This is a genomic window from Pseudomonas sp. H1h (genome assembly GCF_000633255.1).
Taxonomy (GTDB): Bacteria; Pseudomonadota; Gammaproteobacteria; order Pseudomonadales; family Pseudomonadaceae; genus Aquipseudomonas.
Map to the genome: position 1 here is coordinate 156,614 of NZ_AYMJ01000018.1, position 21,854 is coordinate 178,467.

The window sequence follows — 21,854 nt, forward strand, 5'->3', positions numbered from 1 at the left end:
TGGGAGCGAGCCTGCTCGCGAAAGGGCCAGTCCAGACACCATAGCTGTGGAACTAGCTACCGCTTTCGGTCCTTCGGCTACTCACTTCAGCCGGCACATCATCCCCCGCCATGCGCTTGCGGAACAACGCCGCCCGCGCCAGCAGCAGGGTGGTCACCGGCACGGTAATCGCCAGCAGGATCGGGATCAGCCAGGCATGCAGCACCGGCCCCGATTTCAATGCCGAAAAACAAATGATCGACGCCAGCGCCACGCACCACGCGCCGAGTGTCGAGGCGAGTGCCGGTGGGTGCATGCGCTGAAAGTAGTCCTTCATGCGCAGTAATCCGGTCGCGCCGATCAGGGCGAATACGCCGCTGAGCACCAGCAGGATCGCCACCGGAATCTCGATCCACAGCGACAATTCAGCATTCATTCGATCACCTCGCCACGCAGCAGGAATTTCGCCAGGGCAAACGAGCCGACGAAGCCGAACAGCGCGATCAGCAGCGCCGCCTCGAAATAAGTGTCACTGGAATAACGAATGCCCAGGGTCAGCATCATCAGCATGGCGACGATGTACAGATAATCCAGGGCGAGTACCCGATCCTGCGCCGATGGGCCCTTGAACAGGCGAACCAGGGTCAGAACCATCGCCAGCGAGAACAGGAACAGCGTCAGCAGAATCGCGTTCGAGAGCAACGGGCTCATTCGAAAATCTCCATCAACGGCCGCTCGTAGGCAGTCTTGAAGTGGTGGATGAATTGCGCTTCGTCATCCAGATCCCAAACGTGCAGCAGCAGGATGCTGCGATCCAGCGCCAGCTCCGACCATACCGTGCCCGGCACCACCGTGCAGATCATTGCCAGTGTCGCCAGACCATGCGCATCGCGCAGATCGAGCGGTACTTTGACGAAGCGCGAGCGCGGAGGCCGGCGGCCGGCGTTGAGCACGCCCCAGGCAACGATCAGATTGGACATCACTACGTCACGCCCGACGAGCAAGAACAATTTGATAATCGTCCCCGGCCGGCGAATGCGTGCATGTTTCGGGCGCAACTTGCGCATCATCAAGGGGGCAGCGAAACCCAGTATCGCGCCGAGCAGCAGATTGCCCGGGCTGATCGACAGGTTCAGCGTCAGCCACAAAGCCCACAGTGCCAGCGACAACCATGGCGCAGGAAAGACACGCTTCATGGCTGCACCTCCAGCATCGCCGCCTTGGCTTCAGGGCTTGGCACGGCGCGGGTGCCTAGCACCGCCATGACATATTGCTGCGGGTTGTTCAGGGCCTCGGCGGTCGCCTGGGTATAGCGCAGCAGCGGCTCGGCCTTGAAGGTCAGGGCGATGCTCAACCCCAGCAGCAGGAAAATCGGCGCGCATTCGAGTTTGCGCAACAGTGGCGAAGGCCGCTCTTCTGGCGTCCAGAAGCGTTGGATGCCCAGTCGCGAAAACGCCATCAGCGAGGCCAGCCCCGACAGGATCAGCAGCGCAAGCAAGGCCCAGGCCGCGTAGGAGATCGGCGCGTCGGTACCCAGTCCCAAAGGATTGAGCAAGGCGCCGATCAGGCTGAGCTTGCCGATGAAGCCGGACAGCGGCGGCATGCCGATGATCAGCAACGCACAGGCGATGAAGCTGAGGCCGAGAAACGCCATGGTCCACGGAATGACCTGACCGACCACGGCTTTCTGTTCGTCGTCGAGGTTGATGCCCTTGGGCGGTTGCAGGGATTCTTGTGGGCGCGGCAGCAACTCGCTTTCGTCTTCCAGCGGAATTTCGTTGGCCGAGCGCGAACGCTCGATCAACTCGGCCAGCAAGAACAGCGCGCTCAACGCCAGGGTCGAGCTGACCAGATAGAACAGTGCGGCGCCGATCAGGTTCGGCTGGGCGAAACCGACGGCCGACAGCAGGATCCCCGCCGACACCAGAATGCTCAGGCTGGCCATGCGTTCCAGACGCTGTGCGGCAAGAATCGCCAGCGCCGCACAGGCCATGGTCGCCATACCGCCGTAGATCAGCCAGTCGCCACCGAAGAAGGCCGAAGCCCCGGCCTGCCCGGAGAACAGCAGCGTCCACAGGCGCAGCAGGGTGTAGACGCCGACCTTGGTCATGATCGCAAACATTGCCGCGACCGGCGCGCTGGCCGAGGAATAGGCCGGCACCAGCCAGAAGTTCAGCGGCCACATGCCGGCCTTGGCCAGGAATGCCACCGCGAGAATCCCTGCGCCGGCGTGCAGCAAGCCACGGTCGGCTTCCGGTACCAGCGGAATCTTCAGCGCCAGATCGGCCATGTTCAGCGTGCCGGTGACGCCGTAGATCAGTGCCGCGCCAATCAGGAACAGCGACGAGGCCAGCAGGTTGATCGAAATGTAATGCAGCCCTGACGAGACCCGCGCCCGACCCGAGCCGTGCAGCAAAAGACCGTAAGAGGCGGCGAGCAGTACTTCGAAGAACACGAACAGGTTGAACAGGTCGGCGGTGAGGAACGCACCATAGAGGCCCATCAGTTGAATCTGGAACAGCGCGTGGAAGCTCGAACCTGCGCCATCCCAGCGTGCCATGGCGAAGAGCAGGGCGCTGACGCCAATGATGCCGGTCAGCACCAGCATCAGTGCCGACAGGCGATCGACCACCAGCACGATGCCGAACGGCGCTTGCCAGTTGCCCGGCAGGTACACGCCGATGGAACCGGGAACACCAGTGGTTTGCGTCCACTGTAGCAGCATCACCGAAATGAACAGCCCGACGAGGCTGGAGAACAGGTTGATTTTCGCCTTCAGCGGTCGGTGCTTCTCGCCGAGCATCAACATGATGGCGGCGGTCAGCAGCGGCAGCAGGATCGGTGCGGCGATCAGGTGAGTCATCGCCATCATTCCTTAGGCTCCCGGCCGTCGACGTGGTCGGTACCGGTCAGGCCCCGCGATGCGAGCAGCACCACCAGGAACAGCGCGGTCATGGCGAAGCTGATGACGATAGCGGTCAGCACCAGGGCCTGCGGCAGCGGGTCGGTGTAGTGCAGCAGATCCTGGACCACGCCGTCCTTGATCACCGGCTCCTTGCCGATGAACAGACTGCCCATGCTGAAGATGAACAGGTTGACCGCGTAGGACAGCAGGCACAGGCCCATGACCACCTGGAACGTCCGTGGTCGCAGTACCAGCCAGACGCCGGACGCAGCGAGTACGCCGATGGCGATTGCGATGACTTCTTCCATCAGACGGCTCCTTTGCTGGCGACGGACTTGGGTAGGGACGCTGTCTTGTGACCACGCACCGATTGGTGGGCGAGGGCGGTGAGGATCAGCAGCGTCGAGCCGACCACCACGGCGTACACGCCGATATCAAAGAACAGCGCACTGGCAATGTGGATGTCGCCCAGCAGCGGCAATTCGAAATGCCAGGTGTGAGTGGTCAGGAACGGATAACCGGCCGCCATCGCACCGAGGCCGGTAGCGGTGGCGAACAGCAGACCGGTGCCCATCCAGCGCAGTGGTCGCAGGCTCATTTGCGCCTCGACCCACTGCGTCCCGGCGACCATGTATTGCAGGATGAACGCCACCGACATCACCAGCCCGGCGACAAAACCGCCGCCTGGCTGATTGTGCCCACGCATGAACAGGTAGAACGACACCACCAGCGCAATCGGCAGCAGCAGGCGCACCAGTACTGCCGGCACCATCATGAAGCCGAGCGCGGTGTCGCTGGCGGTACGCGGATTGACCAGATCGGTGACCACGTCCGGCGCGAGCAGGCGTTGCTGGGCCGGCAGTTGCAGGCTTTCTTTCGGCGGGCGGAAGCGTCGCAGCAGGGCGAACACGGTCAGGGCCACGGCCACCAGCACGGTGATTTCACCGAGGGTGTCGAAACCGCGGAAGTCCACCAGCATCACGTTGACCACGTTGCTGCCACCGCCCTCGGGCATGGCGCGACTGAGGTAGAACGACGAGATGTCGTTGGGCGTCTGCCGCGTCAGCATCGCGTAAGACAGCAGCGCCATGCCGGCGCCGACGGCAATCGACAGCAGCAAGTCGCGCAGACGGCGGATGCGCGCCTTGCGCAGGCTGCTCGGCAATGGCGAGACTTCTTCGATCCGCCGTGGCAACCAGCGCAGGCCCAGCAGGATCAGTACCGTGGTGACGACTTCGACCGCCAACTGCGTCAGCGCCAGGTCCGGCGCCGAGAACCACACGAAGGTCACACAGGTCATCAGGCCGCAGACGCTGACCATGGTCAGGGCGGCGAGACGGTGATACTTGGCCTGCCACGCCGCACCGAGAGCGCAGGCAATTGCCAGCAGCCACAGGGTGACGAACACGATGGAGCCCGGAATTTTCGGCCGGTCGCCCCAGCTCAGGCTGCTGTGCAGCATCGGGATCAGGCCGGCGAGCACTGCCGCCAAGACCATCAGGAACAGTTGCATCTGCAGGCGACGGGTGCCGAGTCGGCGTTCTACCCGGCGAGCCATGCGCATCATCACCACCAGACTGCGTTCGAACAGCCGCTTGCCATTGAAGCGGCCCACCAGCGGCGGGTATTTGAAGCGTCCACGCTTGAGCTGGTTGCGCAGCAGCAGATAGACCACGATGCCGCCGGACATGGCGATCAGGCTCATGATCATCGGGGCGTTGAGGCCGTGCCAGATCGCCAGGCTGTACTCCGGCAGAGTGCCGCCCACCACCGGCAACGCGGCGGCTGCGAGCAGCGGGCCGACCACTTGCGCCGGAAAGATCCCGACCACCAGGCAGGTGAACACCAGCAGCTCAACCGGCGCGCGCATCCAGCGCGGCGGCTCGTGCGGGGTGTGCGGCAGGTCGGTGGCCGGCGGGCCAAAGAACACATCGACGGTGAAGCGCAGCGAGTAAGCGACGCTGAACGTACCCGCGATGGTCGCGACAATCGGCAGCGCCGCTTCGACCCACGCGGTCGCGTTGATGAACACGGTTTCGGCGAAGAACATCTCTTTTGAAAGGAAGCCGTTGAGCAGCGGCACCCCGGCCATCGACGCACTGGCCACCATCGCCAGTGTCGCGGTGAACGGAATCAGCTTGATCAGGCCGCTGAGCTTGCGGATATCGCGGGTGCCGCTTTCGTGGTCGATGATGCCGGCGGCCATGAACAGCGACGCCTTGAAGGTGGCGTGGTTGAGGATGTGGAACACCGCTGCGACTGCCGCCAGTGGGCTGTTCAGGCCCAGCAGCAGAGTGATCAGGCCCAGATGGCTGATGGTCGAGTAGGCCAGCAGGCCCTTGAGGTCATTCTGGAACATCGCGCAATACGCGCCGAGCAGCAGCGTACACGCGCCGGTGCCGCTGACGATGTAGAACCATTCTTCACTGCCGGACAGCGATGGCCACAGGCGTGCGAGCAGGAACACCCCAGCCTTGACCATGGTCGCCGAGTGCAGGTAAGCCGAAACCGGGGTGGGCGCCGCCATGGCGTGCGGGAGCCAGAAATGAAAGGGGAACTGGGCGCTTTTGCTGAGGGCGCCGATGAGGATGAGAGGAAGCAGGATAGGGTAGAGGGCATGTGCGCGAATCAGATCGCCGGCGGCCAGGACCTTGTCCAGGTCATAGCTGCCGACGACATGGCCGAGGATCATGACCCCCGCCAGCAGGCATAGTCCCCCGGCGCCGGTGACCATCAGCGCCATGTAGGCGCCACGCCGCGCGTCGGCGCGGTGGTGCCAGTAGCCGATCAGCAGGAACGAGAAGAGGCTGGTCAGCTCCCAGAAGAACACGATCTGGATCAGGTTGCCGGAGATCACCAAGCCTAGCATGGCGCCCATGAACGCCAGGAAGAAGGCGAAGAAACGCGGCACCGGGTCGTCCGGCGACATGTAGTAGCGGGCGTATAAAGAGACCAGGGTGCCAATGCCCAACACCAGCATCGAGAACAGCCAGGCGAAACCGTCCATGCGCAGGACGAAGTTCAAGCCGAGGCTGGGCAGCCACATGAATTCTTCGCGGATCACGCCGCCGTGGGCGATTTGCGGGTACAACAGCGCGACCTGCACGGTACCGATCAGAGCGACCAGACCTGCCAGCAGGGATTCGGTATTACGCGCGTTGTGTGGCAGCACCGCTGCCAGACAGCTGCCAATGAATGGCAGAAGCAGTAGAACTATCAGGGACATAGGCTTCTAATCTGCGGAAGTTTGTGAAGCATCATACGTGCCAGCTCCCTGATTACCAAACGCCAGGATGTCTCAGAATCCTACAAAGTAGTCTGGAATTTTCTGTTTGGCATTGTTTCAGGTAGATGGATGTTGCTTGGGATGGCCTCATCGCGAGCAGGCACACTCCTACAGGGGGAACGCATTTCAATTACAGGCGTGCGCCTGCTCGCGATCGCTATGGCTCAGGCACTCAAGATATGGCGGATTAACCTTGGGTTTCCCGCTCCAGTTCAGCGTCGACTTCGACAGCCTTACCCTTGGTCTTCAACTCGCTGACAATCACCGCCGCCACGATCAATCCGGCGCCGACCAGGGCAATCGCCGGCAAGCGCTCCCCGGCGATCCGCCCGACGATCCCGGCCCACACCGGTTCACCGGCATAGATCAAGGTCGCCCGGGTCGGCGAAACGCTTTTCTGCGCCCAGTTCATTGCCACCTGAATCGCCGCACTCGCCGCGCCCAGGCCCAGTGCGGTCACCAGCAGCGTCGAGGAAAAGTCTGGAATCGTCTCGCCCGTCGGCACGACCAGCAGGAACGACAACACCGACGTCGTGGCCAGTTGCACCACGGTCACCCGCCGCACATCGACCTGGCCGGCATAGGTGCTGATCAGAATGATCTCGGCGGCAATCGCGATCGCACTGATCAGCGTGGCAATTTCACCGGGGCTGAAATTCAGCGACGCGCCGGACGGCCCGGACAGCAGCATCAAGCCGGTAAAGGCCAGCATGATGCCGATGCTCGGCATCAACCCGGGTCGACGGCCCAGCACCAGCCATTGCAGCAACGGCACGAAAGGCACGTATAGCGCGGTGATGAACGCCGACTGGCTGCTCGGGATCGTTTGCAGGCCCACCGTCTGCAAGCCGTAACCGAGCATGATCGCCACGCCGATAAAGGCGCCGGCCTTGAGTTCGAACAGGGTGAGTTCGCGCAGATGGCGCCAGGAGAACAGCGCGACGATGCTCGCCGCAGCGGCGAAGCGCAGGCCGACGAAGAACATCGGGCCGCTGACGGTCATGGCGTGTTGCACCAGCAGGAACGTGCCGCCCCACACCATGGTGATCAGCACCAGCACGCACTCGGCCTTGCTGAAGCGGGAGAAGCGGAGAGGCGTGGAGGAACCGTTTGCTGACGTCATGACCTTGCGCACTATAAAAGGCAGGACGCACAATGCGCCCAACGTTGCGCAGTATACTGCCCAACTCCACCAAGTGAGCAATATAGTGCACAAAGATTCCAGCCAGCGGGCGTCCGTCCTGCAACACGTCAGCCTGAACGTTCGGCGCCTGCGCCACGCCGCCGACATGAGCCAGACCGCGCTGGCCGAAAAGTCCGGCGTCAGTCGGCGCATGCTGGTGGCGATCGAGGCCGGGGAAAAGAACGTCAGCCTGACCACCCTTGACCGTGTCGCCGAAGCCCTCGACGTAGCCTTCAGCGACCTGATCCAGGCCCCGGACGCCCGCGACCCGAGCCGCATCAACGAAGTGGCTTGGGCCGGCGCCATGCCCGGGAGCAAAGCGGTGCTGCTGTCCAAGGCCACCGCCACCCGTGAGGTCGAGCAGTGGGAATGGTGTCTGCAACCGGGGGAGGTCTACCCGTCACAACCGGACGCCGATGGCTGGAGCGAGCAGATCTACGTGTTCGAAGGCTGCCTGACGCTGATGCTCGGTGAGCAGCGGCAGCAGATCGCGACCGGTGAATTTTTCATGTTTGCCAGCAACCAGCCGCACAGTTATCGCAACGACGGCGATGTGGCGACACGGTTTGTGCGTAATGTGGTGATTTGAATGAGTGAGAGCGCAGACATTCTGATTATCGGCGGTGGCCTCAGCGGCACGATGCTGGCGGTGCAATTGTTGCGGCTGCCCGGCCAGCGCAGGATTAGCGTCATCGAGCCACGCGCCGAACTCGGCCGTGGCGAAGCCTACAGCGCCGTCGAACTGGGCCATACGCTCAATGGCAATGCGGCGCGGATGAGTGTCGATCCGGACAACCCCGATGACCTGACCCAATGGCTGACCACGCACATTGCCGGCGGTGGCTGGCCTGAGTCGGCCGAGCAGGCTGTACCGATCAGCGAGCTGTTCCCACCGCGCGGGCTGTTTGGCGTATATGTGCAGCAGCGTCTGGCCGAGGCGCGGGTGGCCGGCGCGCAGCAGGGTTCGACGGTTGAGCACATCTGCGCCGAAGTCGTCGATCTGCAAAGCGATGCCGATTCGGTGCAAGTGAGCTTGAACGATGGGCGACGGTTACGCAGCACCTACGCCGTGCTCGCCACGGGCATGTTTCCCGCCGCCCGCACGCCGCAGAAAGAGTCCAGTGGCCTCAATGCCGCTGCGCTTGATCCGTGGGATGTCGCGGCCATGCGTCAGCTTGATCCGCAGTCAACCGTGCTGATCATCGGTTCCGGTCTGACCATGGTCGATGCGGTGGTTTCACTGGAACAGGCCGGGCATCGCGGGCCGATTGAAGTGTTCTCCCGTCACGGACTGTTGCCCCATGTACGGCGGCAACCACCGGCGTGGCCGGATTTTCTCGCTGAAGATCACAGCATCCGCACGCCGCGCCAATTGCTGCGTGAATTACGCAGGCAGTGTCGTGACGCCATCGCCCAGGGCATTGACTGGCAGGCGCCGCTGGACACGGTTCGAGCACATATCGCACGGTTGTGGAGCCAGGCCACTGACGTGCAGCGTCGACAGTTCGTCCGGCATGTGCGGCCGTGGTGGGAGAGTCATCATCACCGCTCTGCGCCCTTGAGTGCGGCGTTGGTTGAACGCTTGCGCAGCGAGGGTCGTTTGCGGATTCAGGCGGCGTCGTTCAAGGGGCTCGAGCCTCACTCGGGCGCTGGCGTGAGCATTCGAATTCGTCGCCGTGGTGAAGCCGCTACCGGTGTGGTGCATGGCGCAGCGCTGATCAATTCCAGCGGCATCGAGTACGACTGGCGCCGCGTGGCGCGAGCGTTGCCCCAGCAGTTGCTCGCGCGTGGACTGGTGCGGCCGGGGCCGTTGGCGCTGGGAATTGCGGCGGCGGTGGACGGTGCCGTGCTGGACGCTGAAGGGCAGGCCGGCAGCCGACTGTTCGCGATGGGGCCACCGCTGCGCGGGATGTGGTGGGAGAGCACCGCGGTGACGGATGTGGCCTTGCAGGCGAAGGCGTTGGCGGCGCGGCTGGTGGGTTGAAGGCAGGCCGCCTTGCAAAGATCCTTGCAGAAGTGAGCGGGGCAGGTCAGTCAGCGCGGCAGTGAATTCATCAGCCAGCGCTTGCGGATCTGTTCAAGGCGACCATCGGCGCGCAAGGTTTCGAGTGCCTTTTGCCAGCGTGCAACCTGCTGCGGATCGGTCTGCAGCGAGAAGGCAATGTAGGTGTCCTGATGTGTCAGCGGGATCTGATACTGCAATCGCTGCGGTTCCATGCCCTGGGTGCGGGCCAGCGCAGCGGTGGACAGGGTGTCGGACACCACGAAATCCGTCCGGCCCAGGCTGAACAGCCGCATCATCTGCTCAGGGGTTTCGACGCCGTCGAGGTTCTTCAGGTTTTGTTGTTGCAGGTAGCTATAGATCAGCCATTTGCGCGGCACGCTGATGCGTCCTGCCTGATCCGCTTCCTGCAGTGAGCGTACCGGTGGCTGGTTGTAGGCGTGGCCGTAGAGGGCGGTTTCGACTTCAATCAGCGGCCCGACCCATTGGTAGCGTTCATCACGCTCGTCGGTACGCAGGACGGTAAACACGCCGGTGTTCGGGGTTTCGCTGGCAGTGCGCAGCGCACGCAGTAATGGCACTTGTTGCAGGCTGATCCGGTCGCCGGCCTGTTCGGCCAGCGCGCGCACCACATCCACGCCGTAACCCACCAGTTGATCGCCTTGCTGAAAATGCAGGGGCGGGTGGTTGTCAGTGAGCAGTTGCAGATCCGCCGCATTGGCCGCCAGGGCGAGAAGTGACAGCAGACACGCGGCAATCCGTTTCATGAATCGTCCCTGAAAAATAGATCGCGAAGCTTAGTACGGGCCGAGGGTGGCTGTCGTGAGGAATGTACGGGGCTTTTGTGTCAGAAACAAAGGCTGATTGGCAGCGCCGGGTTCACCCAAAACAATTGTGGGAGGGGGCTTGCTCCGGGCGGCGACTCGACGAAGGTGGTGTGTCAGGCAACAGATCGGCTGACTGGCACACCGCCTTCGTCGGATCGCCGCCCGGAGCAAGCCCGCTCCCACAGGGGGCATGTGGTGGCTGGTTACGCCACCACGCGGTAGCACGGCACGTATGCTGCGCCGCCCGGCAGTTTCATCCGGTGCTGGGCAACGAAGGCTTTGAGCAGCGCATCGAGCGGTTGCATGATCGCCGCGTCACCGCGGATCTGGTACGGCCCGTGCTCTTCGATCAGGCGGATGCCCTTGTCCTTGACGTTGCCGGCCACGATCCCGGAGAACGCGCGGCGCAGGTTGGCCGCCAGTTCGTGGGCTGGCTGGTCGCGGTGCAACTTGAGGTTGGCCATGTTTTCGTGGGTCGGATCGAACGGACGCTGGAAGCTTTCGTCAATTTTCAGCAGCCAGTTGAAGTGGAACGCATCGTTGCGCTCGCGGCGGAACTGCTTCACCGCTTTGAGGCCGGCGGTCATCTGCCGGGCGACTTCGGCCGGGTTGTCGATGATGATCTGATAGTGCTGCTTCGCCGCATCGCCGAGGGTCGCGGTAACGAATGCATCGAGTTGCTCCAGATACGGCGCGGCATGTTTCGGCCCGGTCAGGATCACCGGGAACGGCAGTCCTTCGTTGTCCGGGTGCATCAGGATGCCCAGCAGGTACAGAAACTCTTCGGCGGTGCCGGCGCCGCCCGGGAAGATGATGATGCCGTGGCCGACACGGACGAACGCTTCCAGACGTTTCTCGATGTCCGGCAGGATCACCAGTTCATTGACGATCGGGTTCGGCGCTTCGGCGGCAATGATGCCCGGCTCGGTCAGGCCGAGGTAGCGTCCACCGTGAATACGCTGCTTGGCGTGGGCGATGGTCGCGCCCTTCATCGGGCCTTTCATTACGCCGGGACCGCAACCGGTGCAGATGTCGAGGCTGCGCAGGCCCAGTTCGTGGCCGACTTTCTTGGTGTATTTGTACTCTTCGGTGTTGATCGAGTGACCGCCCCAGCACACGACGATTTTCGGCTCGACGCCCGGACGCAGGGTGCGGGCGTTGCGCAGCAGGTGGAAGACGTAGTCGCTGATGCCTTGCGAGGTGCTCAGGTCGATGCGCTGGCTGTCGAGTTCGTTTTCGGTGTAGACGATGTCGCGCAGGGCGCTGAACAGCATCTCGCGGGTGCTGGCGATCATTTCACCGTCGACGAAGGCGTCGGCCGGAGCGTTCAGCAGTTCGAGGCGCACACCGCGATCCTGCTGGTGAATGCGGATTTCGAAGTCCTTGTAGGCTTCCAGAATGGTCTTGGCGTTATCGACATGGGCGCCGGTATTGAGGATGGCCAGGGCGCACTGGCGGAAGAGGGTGTAGGTGCTGCCGGATCCGGCTTCGCTCAGTTGCTGGACTTCACGTTGAGAAAGGGTTTCCAGGCTGCCTTTCGGGCTGACCGAGGCGTTGATTACGTGTCGTTGGGTCATGCAATGATCCTTAAAACGATGTCATCCCAAAACCAGGCGGATGGCATCCGAATAGTGTGTATCCATGAATGAAGATGGCACGATCTGCGCTGTACCGCCATGTCCCCGTTGGACGCTGAAAAGATGAAAAGGGCCCCCAGCATAGCTAAATCGCAGAGAGAGGCGATAATGCGCAGCGAGTTTTTTCCGTTGCCCTTTTTATCGCTCAAGGAAGTCATCACCGATGTTCGAGATTCAGCCGATGGACGCAGCAACGTTTCGCCAGCAGACCCGTCGCAGCACGCTGATCATTGCCGTGCTGTTCCTGGTGCTGGCGATGGGGTTTTCCACGGCGGCAGTGGCGCTGTTCGGCGAGCCCGGCGGGGATAATCTGCGCTTCAATGTCGGCGGGGTGTTCGTCGCGTTTCTGCTGACGGCGGCGCTGATGCGCGGGCAGTTCTGGCAGCAGGCGTGGATGGCGCCGGCGGTCTACAGCTGGCGGCTCAAGCGCAGCCTGATGAGCGTGACCAACGTCATGCATCAGGTGACGGCGGCTGTTGAACAGAACGACCCGACCGCGATGAAGGTGCTGCGTTTCTACCATCTGGGGCTGACCCAGATGCACGAACTGGATGGCAACTCCAGCGATCACGCGCAATTGCACCGGGAAGTCGAAGCTCACCGGGAGCGGATGCAGGCGCTGGGTCTGGATCTTGACCAGAAGCGCCTGGATCCGGCCTGGCTGGCGGCCCTGAAACCGGCTGCGCGTTAGAACGGAATGCGGCTGGCGCGGCGCAGCTTCCACGAGCGGATCAAACGCCCATAGACCAGCAGATTGATCATCAGCACCACGCTGCCCAGTACCAGCTGGATCTGCGGCGTCAGCCCGGCGGGGTAGATGATCGGCCAGACGTAGTGCTCGATGAAGCCGCCGGCGTATTCGGTTTGCCCGGCGGCGTGGCGCATCAGGTTTTCCCAATAGGTCAGCGGACAGGTCAGGTGCAACACCTCGACTGCCACACCCCACGCAGCTGCCGGCAGATGCAGCCACATCAAGCGTGGCCACTTGAGCACCAGCAGTCCGCCGAACAGCACGAACAGAATGAATGACAGATGAAACAGCACCAGCCCGTCGGCTGCGATTCGGTACAGCATGTCGTCTCCCTGACGCGATTGTGAAGGCCTCCATGGTACGCCGACAGTGGCGCTCGGGCGCTGCGATTTAGTGCAAGTGCGCAAGATTGTTCAAGCCGTGAAGGGGCATTTGCTGGCAGAGTCTGCGACCGTTTCCTCGGTTGAAGAGCGTTATGTCTGACTCACTTATGCCGCGCAGTGCGTTTCTTCGCGGTGCGGCGGCAATCATGCCGTTATCCCTGGCGACAGCGCCGTGGGGGTTGCTGGCCGGCTCCATGGCGATCGAAGCCAATCTCACACCATTGCAGGGACAGGGCTTGTCGAGCATCGTGTTCGCGGGCGCCGCGCAACTGGTAGCGATCGGCATGCTCAAGGGCGGTGCCGGGATTTTCTCGATTCTGCTGACCACGTTGCTGCTGACCTCGCAGCACTTGTTGTATGGCATGAGCATGCGCTCGGTGATTTCGCCGTTGCCCGGACGCTGGCGCATCGGTCTGGGTTTTTTGCTCACCGATGAACTCTTCGCCCTGACCAGCCAGCATGACCGCCAACAGTTCAATCGCTGGTATGCGTTGGGCGTTGGCCTGACGTTCTACGTTGCCTGGAACCTCTTCACCCTCGCCGGCATCGTGTTGGGCAGCAGCATTCCGGGGCTGGAGCATCTGGGCCTGGACTTCTCGATTGCTGCGACGTTTATCGCGCTGATCACGCCGGTGGTGCGCAATGTGCCGACCGTGGTTTGCGTGGCAGTGTCGTTGTTCTGCTCGGTGCTGTTCAGTTATTGGCAGTGGGGCTCGGCGCTGGTGCTGTCGGGGCTGGCCGGGATGACCGCAGGGTTTGTCTGCAACAAGTTGTACAGGGAGCGCACATGATCATCTGGGCAGTGATTTTCGGCATGGGGATCCTGGTGTTTCTCAACCGTTACGTGTTTCTCGAACCGCGCCTGCCGGTGCGTTTGAGCAGCAATGCACGGCAGTTTCTCGGTTTTGCCGTGCCGGGGATGTTGACGGCGATCTGCGGGCCGATCGTGTTCATGCCTGATAAACAGCTGAATTTGCAGTGGGATAACCCGTATCTGCTTAGTTCGCTGGTGGCGATCGGGCTGGTGCTGTACACGCGCAATACTTTGCTCAGCATGTTATTGAGCATGGCGTTTTTCTTTTTGTTGCGCTGGTGGTTGTAAGTTGCACTGGTAAAATTGTTCTACGCTTTAAGGATTCAGGTTCTTTTTATTCAGGCGAGGTGCACATGACAACCGAGCAAGAGCGAGCGGATGAAGACGAAGACGTCGATGAGCCGACGGAAGAAGAGATCGAGCGCGAGAAGCGCAAGGAGCAGACCTGGAAGCACGATGATGACAAGGAACTCACGGGGCCCGACGTGAAGTTCTGAAACCATTTTGCAAAAAAAGCCCCGCAATTGCGGGGCTTTTTCGTTGTATCAGAGGTCTTCCAGCGACGGGAAGTCCGGGTGTGACGCCCGATAGCCCAAGGTCCTGTCGATCCACGCGTTGAGTTCGTTGACCATCACCGGCGGGTGGCCGGGGTAGCTTTCGAGGGTGGTGCGCAGGATGCGTTCGATGTCTGGCACTGAACGCAGGTTTCGGGTCTTGATGTAGTGGCCGATAAAACAGTCGAGTTGAAAGCGTTCTGTCATCGACAGATAGATACACTCCAGGCCGTTGGCCTGTTTGATTGCAAAATCGTCGCGCAACTTAGTTCTCTGCAAGGCTTGTTAAAGTTGTAGGGGATTCCTGGTTTTGTTGACTCTTTGGTCAACTGATATGCCAATTGGAAATGCGGCGCGCATGCTATCCGTAGTGCATCTAAATGTATGTATGACGGTTGAAATGTCAGACAGGCGGTTAGTTCGCTCAAACGACTGTTTTGTCGATGTCTGTATCGCCATTGAAACACCCGGTGTAACGCCCGGGAATCACTTTGCAGCGCGTCCTCTGTTAACGCTTCAGAGGAGCGGATCTTTAGGCCTCTCGGCCTACGCGTTTGCCCGGCTTCGCCAACAACCCCATCGAGCTGCACAGCGCTTAAAGCTGCACCGCGCTGAACAGCGCAATCCGCCCATTGAGCGATGGGCGGTAATGCCAGGCCAGTTGCTGCAGATTCACACCCTGATCAAGGATTTCTCTGACCGTCGCAGCGGCAATGCTCAGCGCCAGCGCTTGCCCCGGACACTGATGCCGGCCGCTGCCGAAACTGAAGCTGCGCCGACTCGGGCGATCGAGCAGGAATTGGTCAGGCTGCTCATTCAACAGGGGATCGCGGTTGGCTGAAGCCAGCAGCACCAGAATCACCTCGCCGGCCTCGACCCGCACGCCATCAATCTCACACGACTGCGCGACAAATCGCCGGGTGTTCTGCACCGGCGGATCAAAGCGCTGAACCTCGGCCAGCAGCGCATCCAGCGAGGCTTCGCGCAAGCCAGGCTGACGCCGCAGTGCGATCAAGGCATTGCCGATCAGCCCGGCCGTCGCTTCAAACGTCTGCGAACAGAGGCCGATCAGGTTGGCGATCAGCGTATCTTCATCGCCCTCAAAGCGCTGGCCGATGGCCTTGAGCAAGTCGCTGTGCGGTTCTGCCAGCAGTTCGATGAAATAACCGCGTAACTGCTCAGCAGCGGTATGGGCCGCCGCCAGTTGCAGATCACTGCTCAGTGGCGAAAGGCAGGCGACGAAATCCGCCGTGAGTTCACTGATCGCTCGACCCTGCGTCGGGCTCAAGCCCAGCAGCGTTGAAACCACGGACACCGGGCCACGAAACATCGCCTTATATAAGCCGTCGGCATCGGCTGTGATCAATCGTGCCGCGACCAGCGTGCGCACCTGATAGTCATCGATCAACTGCAGCGCAGGTTCGACCGCAGAGCGTGGGCAGCGCTGGCGCTCGCCATCGTTCATCCGCATCAACTGACCGAACAACTTGCCAGCCATGCCTGAGGCAATCGCCTTGGGCACCGGCTCCTGCATCGGTCGCACCCGGCAATCGGCATGCGCCAACACCGCACACACCGCGCGGGCGCTGCTGGCGACCCATAGTTTGAGTTCGTGATGAAAGGTCAGTCCGCCCTGAGCGCGCAATTCGGCGTAGTAGGGATAAGGATCGGCATGCGTCGCAGCGATGATCGGGTCCATGGTTCACAGCCTTGTCGTCAGGAAAGTGATGCGAGTATCTTCAGTTCGCAACGACGACGATTCGTCGGGGAGCGAAATATGCACGCAGAACATCAAGACATCGGCGTCTCGCAAGTGGCCGCCGCCATCGCCGAGCCGGCGCGCACCAAAATCCTCTGCTCACTGATGGACGGCCACGCCCGCACCAGCACCGAACTGGCGGCCATCGCCGAAGTCAGTGCCTCGACCGCCAGTGCGCACCTGAGCAAACTCAAGGATCTGGCCCTGGTGCGCCTGCACGTACAGGGCCGCCATCGTTATTACAGCCTTGCCGACCCACGTGTGGCACAGGCGCTGGAAGCGTTGATGGTGATCGGCCAGAACGCCGCGCCCACCTTCAAGCCGCACACGCCGGACCGTCTGCAATTCGCCCGCACCTGCTATGACCACATGGCCGGCACGCTCGCGGTGTTGCTGCACGACCGCATGCTGGAGGCGGGGTGGCTGGTGGCAACCGACGAACAGGCCTATCGCCTGAGCGACAGCGGCGAGGCATTGTTCGAGGGCTTGGGGATCGAGGTGCAGGACTTGAGTACTTTGCGCCGCAAGTTCGCCTGCCCGTGCCTTGACTGGAGCATGCGTCGACCGCATCTGGGTGGTTCGCTGGGCGCCGCGTTGTTACAGACGGCGCTGAAGCGCAAGTGGCTCACGCAGGATCTGGACAGTCGGGCGCTGGCGTTGACGGCGCTGGGGCGCAGGGAGATCGGGGCGCGGTTCGGGGTTGAGTTGCCGGTAGAGGGCCAGGTCAAAAGATCACAGCCTGCGGTTGTTCCTACAGGTAGCCGTGTGCCTTTGTAGGATCGCGTGTTTGCACCTTGTGCCAATGCGATAGACTCGATACTGTACGCATAACCAGTATCGAGTCTTCGCCATGCAAATCATCGACAAGCTCAGCATTCTCGCCGACGCCGCCAAGTACGACGCCTCCTGCGCCAGCAGCGGCGCGCCCAAGCGTAGCTCCGAAGGCAAGAGCGGGCTGGGCTCGACCGATGGCATGGGCATCTGCCACAGCTACACGCCGGACGGGCGCTGCGTTTCGTTGCTGAAGGTGCTGCTGACCAATTTCTGCCTCTACGACTGCCAATACTGCGTCAATCGCCGCTCCAGCGATGTGCCGCGCGCCCGTTTCACGCCTGAGGAAGTGGTCACGCTGACCCTGGATTTCTATCGGCGCAACTGCGTCAGCGGGCTGTTTCTCAGTTCGGGGATCATTCGCTCGGCCGACTACACCATGGAGCAACTGGTGCGGGTGGCGAAGCTGTTGCGTGAAGAGCACGAGTTTCGCGGCTATATCCATCTCAAGACCATTCCCGAGGCAGACCCGGCACTGATCGAAGAGGCCGGGCGTTACGCCGATCGCCTCAGCGTCAACATCGAATTGCCCACCGACGCTAGCCTGCAAACCCTGGCGCCGGAGAAGCAGATCGGTTCGATCAAGCAGGCGATGAACACGATCTACACCGGTGTGCAAACGGTACTCAACGAACCGCGCTCGGCGAAGTTCGCCCCCGCCGGGCAGAGCACGCAGATGATCGTCGGTGCCGATGACACCGACGACAGCACCATTTTGCACAGCGCCCAGTCGCTGTATGGCAATTACCGTTTGCGCCGCGTCTACTATTCCGCGTTCAGCCCGATCCCCGACAGTCCGAAAAGCGTGCCACTGGCCGCGCCGCCGCTGATGCGCGAGCACCGCTTGTATCAGGCGGATTTTCTTTTGCGCAGTTATGGCTACAGCGCCGGTGAGTTGCTCAAGGGGCCGGGCAATCTGGCCTTGGACATCGACCCGAAGCTCGCCTGGGCGCTGCAGAATCGCGAAGTGTTTCCGCTGGACCTGAACCGCGCCGAACCAGCGCTGATTGCGCGTATCCCGGGTATCGGCCTGCGCACCACCGAACGTCTGGTGCAACTGCGCCAACAACGGCGCATCCGTTACGAAGACGTGGCACGCATGCGCTGTGTGCTGGCCAAGGCCAAGCCGTTCATCATCACCAGCGACTACCACCCGCAACAGGCTGAGGTCACCAGCCACATGCTTTATCAGCAATTGCGTGACCGGCCGCAGCCGCAGCAGATGGGGTTGTGGGGATGATCAATCTCGATTGCGATGACCTGTTTGACACCTGGCGCCAGCAGGCACGCTGGTTGCTCAGTCATGAGATCGACCCGAGTCTGGTGGGCTGGGCGTCGGAAGGGGTAAGTGACCTGTTTGCCAGTGACGTGCAGGTGCCCGAAGGGCAGGGGCCGTTTCAGGCGCGCATTCCCCGGGCGCTGCTCGACACCCTGGAGCAAGCTGCGCAATATCGTGGCGACCAGCGCTGGAGCCTTCTGTACGAAGTGCTCTGGCGAGTCAGCCATGGCGACCGCACGGCGATGATGGCCGGCGACAAGCTCGGCAGCGAGTTACAGCGGCGGATCAAGCAGGTACACCGCGAAGCGCATCATCTGCATGCGTTCGTTCGGTTCATCGAACGCCCGCAGGATCAGCCGGGCCCGCAATACGTGGCGTGGCATGAACCGGCCCACGACATCCTGCAGCGTGCCAGCGAGCATTTCGTCGGACGCATGGGCCGGCACCGCTGGTTGATCGCCACCCCGCGCGATGGCGTCTATTACGACGGCGAACAATTGATTCATCAGCGCCAATGCCCGATTGAATGGCAGCAACTGGCGCAGAACGTCGACGATCCCCATGGCGATCTGTGGCTGACCTATTACAGCCACATCTTCAATCCGGCGCGGTTGAACGAGAAGGTCATGCAGGGGCACTTGCCGGCGCGGTTCTGGAAGAACCTGCCGGAAGGCGAATTGATTCCCGGGTTGATCACCCAGGCGCGGATGGGCAAGCAGCAGAATGGTCAGGCGAGCGGGATTGCCGGGCGTGCAGGCAAGCGGATCGCGTTGAAATAGTCTGAGCGCAATCCGTCCGTTCAGCGGGTTGCCGAAGCCATCAACAGACCGAAACCGGCAAAGGTCACGCCCGAAACTTTCGCTGCCAGCCACGATCCTTTCGGGCTCGACAGCCAGCCTTTGGCGGCATTGGCGAGCAGGGCATAGCTGCCGTGCACCAGAATCACCAGTACCGCGTAAGAGGCCACCAGTTTGAAAAACTGCGGGTAAAAAGCCTGTTCCGTGTCGATGAACTGCGGGAACACGGCCAGAAAGAAGAAGATGGCTTTGGGGTTGAGAAACTGCAACGAGGCGGCTTCGAGAAAACGGTAGGCCGGACGAGAGGGGCGAACCTGTTGCAGAGTACGGAAACGATCCGAACGCCAACTCTTCAAGCCCAGGTACAACAAGTAAGCAGCCCCGGCGTATTTCAGCACGGTGAAAGCCTCCGCCGAGGCGCTGAGAATCAGGCCGACGCTGGTGGCGCTGAGGGCGGCCACCACGAAGGCTCCCGAGGCGATCCCCAGAATCCCTGGCACTGCGCCGGTCCAGCCCAGGCGCACGGCGTTGGACAGGGTCAGGATCACCCCCGGACCGGGACTTAGAATGGTCAGGGCGGCGAACAGGACAAAGAGGCCGTAGCTGTGCATGGTGTTGCTCCATCGAGTCGCGTGTCTGCGTGCAGGCAGATTGGCGTCGCGACAAAGCGCTGACAAACGCTTTAAATGCAGCACACATGTGACTAAATTAGACGCATGAAAAATCAACTTCCCCCGCTCAATGCGGTTCGCGCTTTTGCTGTAGCTGCCCGACATCAGAGCTTCAGTCTGGCGGCCGAAGAACTGCACGTCAGCCACAGTGCGGTCAGCCGTCACGTCAAACTGCTTGAAGAACACTTGGGCGTCTTGCTGTTCGAACGACGTATTCGGCAGTCGCTGCTGACGCCAGCAGGTCAGCGTTTTTATCTGCAAGTCAGTGCTGGTCTGGCGCAGATTGCCGACGCCGCGGCCGAGTTGAAGCAGCAGGCGGCGCGGCCGACGGTCAAGATCAATGTCCGGCCGTCCTTCGCGCTGTTATGGCTGACACCTCGATTGGCGGACTTCACGGCGCAACATCCGCACATCGACACCCAAGTTGTCACGCAGACCCAATCGCCGGATCCGGCCCGCGACGATTTCGATATTGTCATCCGGCGTGGCCGTGACGACTGGGCGCCGTCACTCGAGGCGCGCGCGTTGTTCGAGGATGAGCTGGTGCTGGTCGCGGCGCCGGCATTGATTGAACGACTGCCGCTGGCAAACCTTGCAGGCCTCGGCGCTCATACCTTGCTGACCGTCAGGGCGCGGCGCGAAGACTGGCACCACTGGGCCATGCACTTCGGGCAAAGCCAGAGCACTACGCAGGTGATCCGGCAATTCGACTACATGCACCGGGTACTGGAGGCGGCGGTGAACGGCGAGGGGCTCGCGCTGTGTCCGACCACATTGCTGGGCACGCATTTGTCGAGCGGTCGGCTGGTCTGCCCGTTGCCGGACTTGCGCATGCCACTGCCACGCTACTATTACGGCATTGCGCCGCAAGCGTCGGCCCACACCCAGTTGTTCATTGAGTGGTTACACAAACAGCGTCCATGAAAAAGCCCCCCATCGAGCACTCGATGGGGGCTTTTGTGCATCAGCCGCTGTCAGGTCAAACCTTGACGATCCAGCCTGCTGGCGCTTCGATGTCACCGGTCTGCACGCCAGTCAGCTCTTTGTAGAGCTGCTGGGTGACCGGGCCGACTTCGGTTTCGCTGTGGAACACGTGCAGTTGGTCGTTGTAGCTGATGCCGCCGATCGGGGTGATCACCGCAGCGGTACCGCAGGCACCGGCTTCCTTGAAGTCCGACAGTTTGTCGATCAGCACGTCGCCTTCTACCACTTCCAGGCCCAGACGGGTCTTGGCCAGTTCGATCAGCGACAGACGGGTGATGCCTGGCAGGACCGACGGCGAGTTCGGCGTGATGAACTTGTTGTCGTGGGTGATCCCGAAGAAGTTGGCCGAACCGACTTCCTCGATTTTCTTGTGGGTCAGCGGATCCAGGTAGATGGCGTCAGCGAAGTGTGCCTTCTTGGCCTGGGAACCCGGCATCAGGCTGGCGGCGTAGTTGCCACCGACCTTGGCCGCACCGGTGCCTTGTGGGGCGGCGCGGTCGAAGCTGGAGATCTGGAAGTTGTGCGGGGTCAGGCCGCCCTTGAAGTAGGCGCCGACCGGGATCGCGAACACCGAGAAGATGAACTCCGGGGCGGTACGCACGCCGATGTTGTCACCCACGCCGATCACGAACGGACGCAGGTACAGCGCGCCGCCAGTGCCGTAAGGCGGGATGAAGCGTTCGTTGGCGCGAACCACTTCCTTGCACGCTTCGATGAACTGCTCGGTGGACACGTGCGGCATCAGCAGGCGGGCGCAGCTGCGTTGCATGCGCGCGGCGTTCTGGTCCGGACGGAACAGGTTGATCGAACCGTCCTTGCAACGATAGGCCTTCAGGCCTTCGAAGCACTGCTGGCCATAGTGAAGGGCAGTCGAGCCTTCGCTGATGTGCAGCACGTTGTCTTCGGTCAGGGTGCCTTTGTCCCACTCGCCATTGCGAAAGTACGACAGATAGCGTTTGTCGGTCTTGATGTAATCAAAACCCAGCTTGTCCCAATTGATGCTTTCGTTACCCATGACACCCTCTATCACTGAACAACCGTCGAAACGGTTCAAGGCTTCTGACGTTTTTTTGGATGGGCACAACAATACTTCATTCTTGAGCGGTTTCGCAGCCCGGACTATCGGATGACAGACAGATAGTTCGTGTTGAACTCAAGAATTCGCGAGCAAGCCCGCTCTCACAGGGCAATGCATTCCAAATGTGGGAGTGG

Annotated in this window: 24 protein-coding genes; 10 read left to right on the forward strand and 14 right to left on the reverse strand. The window is 61.7% G+C overall.

Going from position 1 to position 21,854, the window contains the following annotated elements:
- Window positions 1-52: 52 nt before the first annotated feature.
- From U862_RS0116410 to U862_RS0116440, 7 genes are all read right to left on the reverse strand, one after another.
- Complete coding sequence (locus U862_RS0116410) at window positions 53-415, reverse strand: Na+/H+ antiporter subunit G (protein WP_025111390.1); 363 nt, start codon at window positions 413-415, stop codon at window positions 53-55.
- Window positions 412-690, reverse strand: coding sequence for a K+/H+ antiporter subunit F (locus U862_RS0116415; protein WP_007910754.1), 279 nt, complete (start codon window positions 688-690; stop codon window positions 412-414). Before U862_RS0116415 ends, U862_RS0116410 begins: the two co-directional genes overlap by 4 nt.
- Window positions 687-1,175 (reverse strand): Na+/H+ antiporter subunit E, encoded by a 489-nt coding sequence (locus tag U862_RS0116420; RefSeq protein ID WP_025111391.1) that lies wholly within the window; start codon window positions 1,173-1,175, stop codon window positions 687-689. The genes U862_RS0116415 and U862_RS0116420 overlap by 4 nt, the downstream gene beginning before the upstream one ends.
- A complete protein-coding gene (locus U862_RS0116425) occupies window positions 1,172-2,851 on the reverse strand; it encodes a monovalent cation/H+ antiporter subunit D (protein ID WP_025111392.1) in 1,680 nt (559 codons plus the stop codon). The genes U862_RS0116420 and U862_RS0116425 overlap by 4 nt, the downstream gene beginning before the upstream one ends.
- Window positions 2,848-3,192, reverse strand: a complete 345-nt coding sequence (locus U862_RS0116430; protein WP_025111393.1) for a Na+/H+ antiporter subunit C — start codon at window positions 3,190-3,192, stop codon at window positions 2,848-2,850. The genes U862_RS0116425 and U862_RS0116430 overlap by 4 nt, the downstream gene beginning before the upstream one ends.
- Entirely contained in the window at window positions 3,192-6,110 is a 2,919-nt protein-coding gene (locus tag U862_RS0116435) for a monovalent cation/H+ antiporter subunit A (protein WP_025111394.1), read from the reverse strand. The genes U862_RS0116430 and U862_RS0116435 overlap by 1 nt, the downstream gene beginning before the upstream one ends.
- A gap of 247 nt (window positions 6,111-6,357) precedes the next feature.
- Window positions 6,358-7,293 carry a DMT family transporter gene (locus U862_RS0116440; RefSeq protein WP_025111395.1) on the reverse strand — a complete coding sequence of 312 codons (936 nt, stop codon included), beginning with the start codon at window positions 7,291-7,293 and terminating at the stop codon, window positions 6,358-6,360.
- A gap of 85 nt (window positions 7,294-7,378) precedes the next feature.
- On the opposite strand from U862_RS0116440, the gene U862_RS0116445 reads away from it, so the two are divergent.
- Complete coding sequence (locus U862_RS0116445; protein ID WP_025111396.1) at window positions 7,379-7,942, forward strand: helix-turn-helix domain-containing protein; 564 nt, start codon at window positions 7,379-7,381, stop codon at window positions 7,940-7,942.
- A complete protein-coding gene (locus U862_RS0116450; RefSeq protein WP_025111397.1) occupies window positions 7,943-9,337 on the forward strand; it encodes an FAD/NAD(P)-binding protein in 1,395 nt (464 codons plus the stop codon).
- 50 nt (window positions 9,338-9,387) lie between these two features.
- Here U862_RS0116450 and U862_RS0116455 read toward each other — a convergent pair whose 3' ends face one another.
- Both U862_RS0116455 and ppnN read right to left on the reverse strand, forming a co-directional pair.
- Window positions 9,388-10,122 (reverse strand): ABC transporter substrate-binding protein, encoded by a 735-nt coding sequence (locus U862_RS0116455; protein WP_025111398.1) that lies wholly within the window; start codon window positions 10,120-10,122, stop codon window positions 9,388-9,390.
- A gap of 263 nt (window positions 10,123-10,385) precedes the next feature.
- Window positions 10,386-11,759: a nucleotide 5'-monophosphate nucleosidase PpnN gene (ppnN, locus tag U862_RS0116460; protein ID WP_025111399.1), complete on the reverse strand. Its 1,374-nt coding sequence runs from the start codon at window positions 11,757-11,759 to the stop codon at window positions 10,386-10,388.
- A gap of 223 nt (window positions 11,760-11,982) precedes the next feature.
- On the opposite strand from ppnN, the gene U862_RS0116470 reads away from it, so the two are divergent.
- Window positions 11,983-12,510 carry a DUF3087 domain-containing protein gene (locus U862_RS0116470; protein WP_025111400.1) on the forward strand — a complete coding sequence of 176 codons (528 nt, stop codon included), beginning with the start codon at window positions 11,983-11,985 and terminating at the stop codon, window positions 12,508-12,510.
- Here U862_RS0116470 and U862_RS0116475 read toward each other — a convergent pair.
- Entirely contained in the window at window positions 12,507-12,893 is a 387-nt protein-coding gene (locus U862_RS0116475; protein WP_025111401.1) for a DUF2784 domain-containing protein, read from the reverse strand. The two genes, U862_RS0116470 and U862_RS0116475, sit on opposite strands and share 4 nt — an antisense overlap.
- A gap of 152 nt (window positions 12,894-13,045) precedes the next feature.
- On the opposite strand from U862_RS0116475, the gene U862_RS0116480 reads away from it, so the two are divergent.
- The 3 genes from U862_RS0116480 (at window position 13,046) to U862_RS30900 (ending at window position 14,264) form a co-directional block, all read left to right on the forward strand.
- Window positions 13,046-13,744 carry an AzlC family ABC transporter permease gene (locus tag U862_RS0116480; RefSeq protein WP_025111402.1) on the forward strand — a complete coding sequence of 233 codons (699 nt, stop codon included), beginning with the start codon at window positions 13,046-13,048 and terminating at the stop codon, window positions 13,742-13,744.
- A complete protein-coding gene (locus U862_RS0116485; protein WP_177327350.1) occupies window positions 13,744-14,055 on the forward strand; it encodes an AzlD domain-containing protein in 312 nt (103 codons plus the stop codon). The genes U862_RS0116480 and U862_RS0116485 overlap by 1 nt, the downstream gene beginning before the upstream one ends.
- Before the next feature lie 65 nt (window positions 14,056-14,120).
- On the forward strand, window positions 14,121-14,264 hold the full coding sequence (locus U862_RS30900; RefSeq protein ID WP_177327347.1) for a hypothetical protein: 144 nt from the start codon (window positions 14,121-14,123) through the stop codon (window positions 14,262-14,264).
- A 48-nt stretch (window positions 14,265-14,312) separates the two neighbouring features.
- On the opposite strand, the gene U862_RS0116495 is transcribed toward U862_RS30900, so the two are convergent.
- On the reverse strand, window positions 14,313-14,585 hold the full coding sequence (locus U862_RS0116495) for a hypothetical protein (protein ID WP_025111404.1): 273 nt from the start codon (window positions 14,583-14,585) through the stop codon (window positions 14,313-14,315).
- Between the two features lie 331 nt (window positions 14,586-14,916).
- Complete coding sequence (locus tag U862_RS0116500) at window positions 14,917-16,020, reverse strand: cytochrome P450 (protein ID WP_025111405.1); 1,104 nt, start codon at window positions 16,018-16,020, stop codon at window positions 14,917-14,919.
- 78 nt (window positions 16,021-16,098) lie between these two features.
- Between U862_RS0116500 and U862_RS0116505 the strand changes: the two genes are divergently transcribed.
- The 3 genes from U862_RS0116505 to U862_RS0116515 all read left to right on the forward strand — a co-directional run bounded on the left by U862_RS0116505 (window position 16,099) and on the right by U862_RS0116515 (window position 18,969).
- A complete protein-coding gene (locus U862_RS0116505; protein ID WP_025111406.1) occupies window positions 16,099-16,857 on the forward strand; it encodes a helix-turn-helix transcriptional regulator in 759 nt (252 codons plus the stop codon).
- A gap of 73 nt (window positions 16,858-16,930) precedes the next feature.
- A complete protein-coding gene (locus U862_RS0116510; RefSeq protein WP_025111407.1) occupies window positions 16,931-18,151 on the forward strand; it encodes a putative DNA modification/repair radical SAM protein in 1,221 nt (406 codons plus the stop codon).
- The gene (locus U862_RS0116515; protein ID WP_025111408.1) at window positions 18,148-18,969 is read left to right on the forward strand and encodes a TIGR03915 family putative DNA repair protein; all 822 of its coding nucleotides are present in this window, start codon (window positions 18,148-18,150) and stop codon (window positions 18,967-18,969) included. The genes U862_RS0116510 and U862_RS0116515 overlap by 4 nt, the downstream gene beginning before the upstream one ends.
- A 20-nt stretch (window positions 18,970-18,989) precedes the next feature.
- Here the strand turns inward: U862_RS0116515 and U862_RS0116520 are convergent, their stop codons facing one another.
- Window positions 18,990-19,598, reverse strand: a complete 609-nt coding sequence (locus U862_RS0116520; protein WP_025111409.1) for a LysE family translocator — start codon at window positions 19,596-19,598, stop codon at window positions 18,990-18,992.
- A 105-nt stretch (window positions 19,599-19,703) separates the two neighbouring features.
- Between U862_RS0116520 and U862_RS0116525 the strand changes: the two genes are divergently transcribed.
- Window positions 19,704-20,582 carry a LysR substrate-binding domain-containing protein gene (locus U862_RS0116525; RefSeq protein ID WP_025111410.1) on the forward strand — a complete coding sequence of 293 codons (879 nt, stop codon included), beginning with the start codon at window positions 19,704-19,706 and terminating at the stop codon, window positions 20,580-20,582.
- A gap of 55 nt (window positions 20,583-20,637) precedes the next feature.
- On the opposite strand, the gene U862_RS0116530 is transcribed toward U862_RS0116525, so the two are convergent.
- Complete coding sequence (locus U862_RS0116530) at window positions 20,638-21,657, reverse strand: branched-chain amino acid aminotransferase (protein WP_025111411.1); 1,020 nt, start codon at window positions 21,655-21,657, stop codon at window positions 20,638-20,640.
- Window positions 21,658-21,854 lie beyond the last annotated feature (197 nt).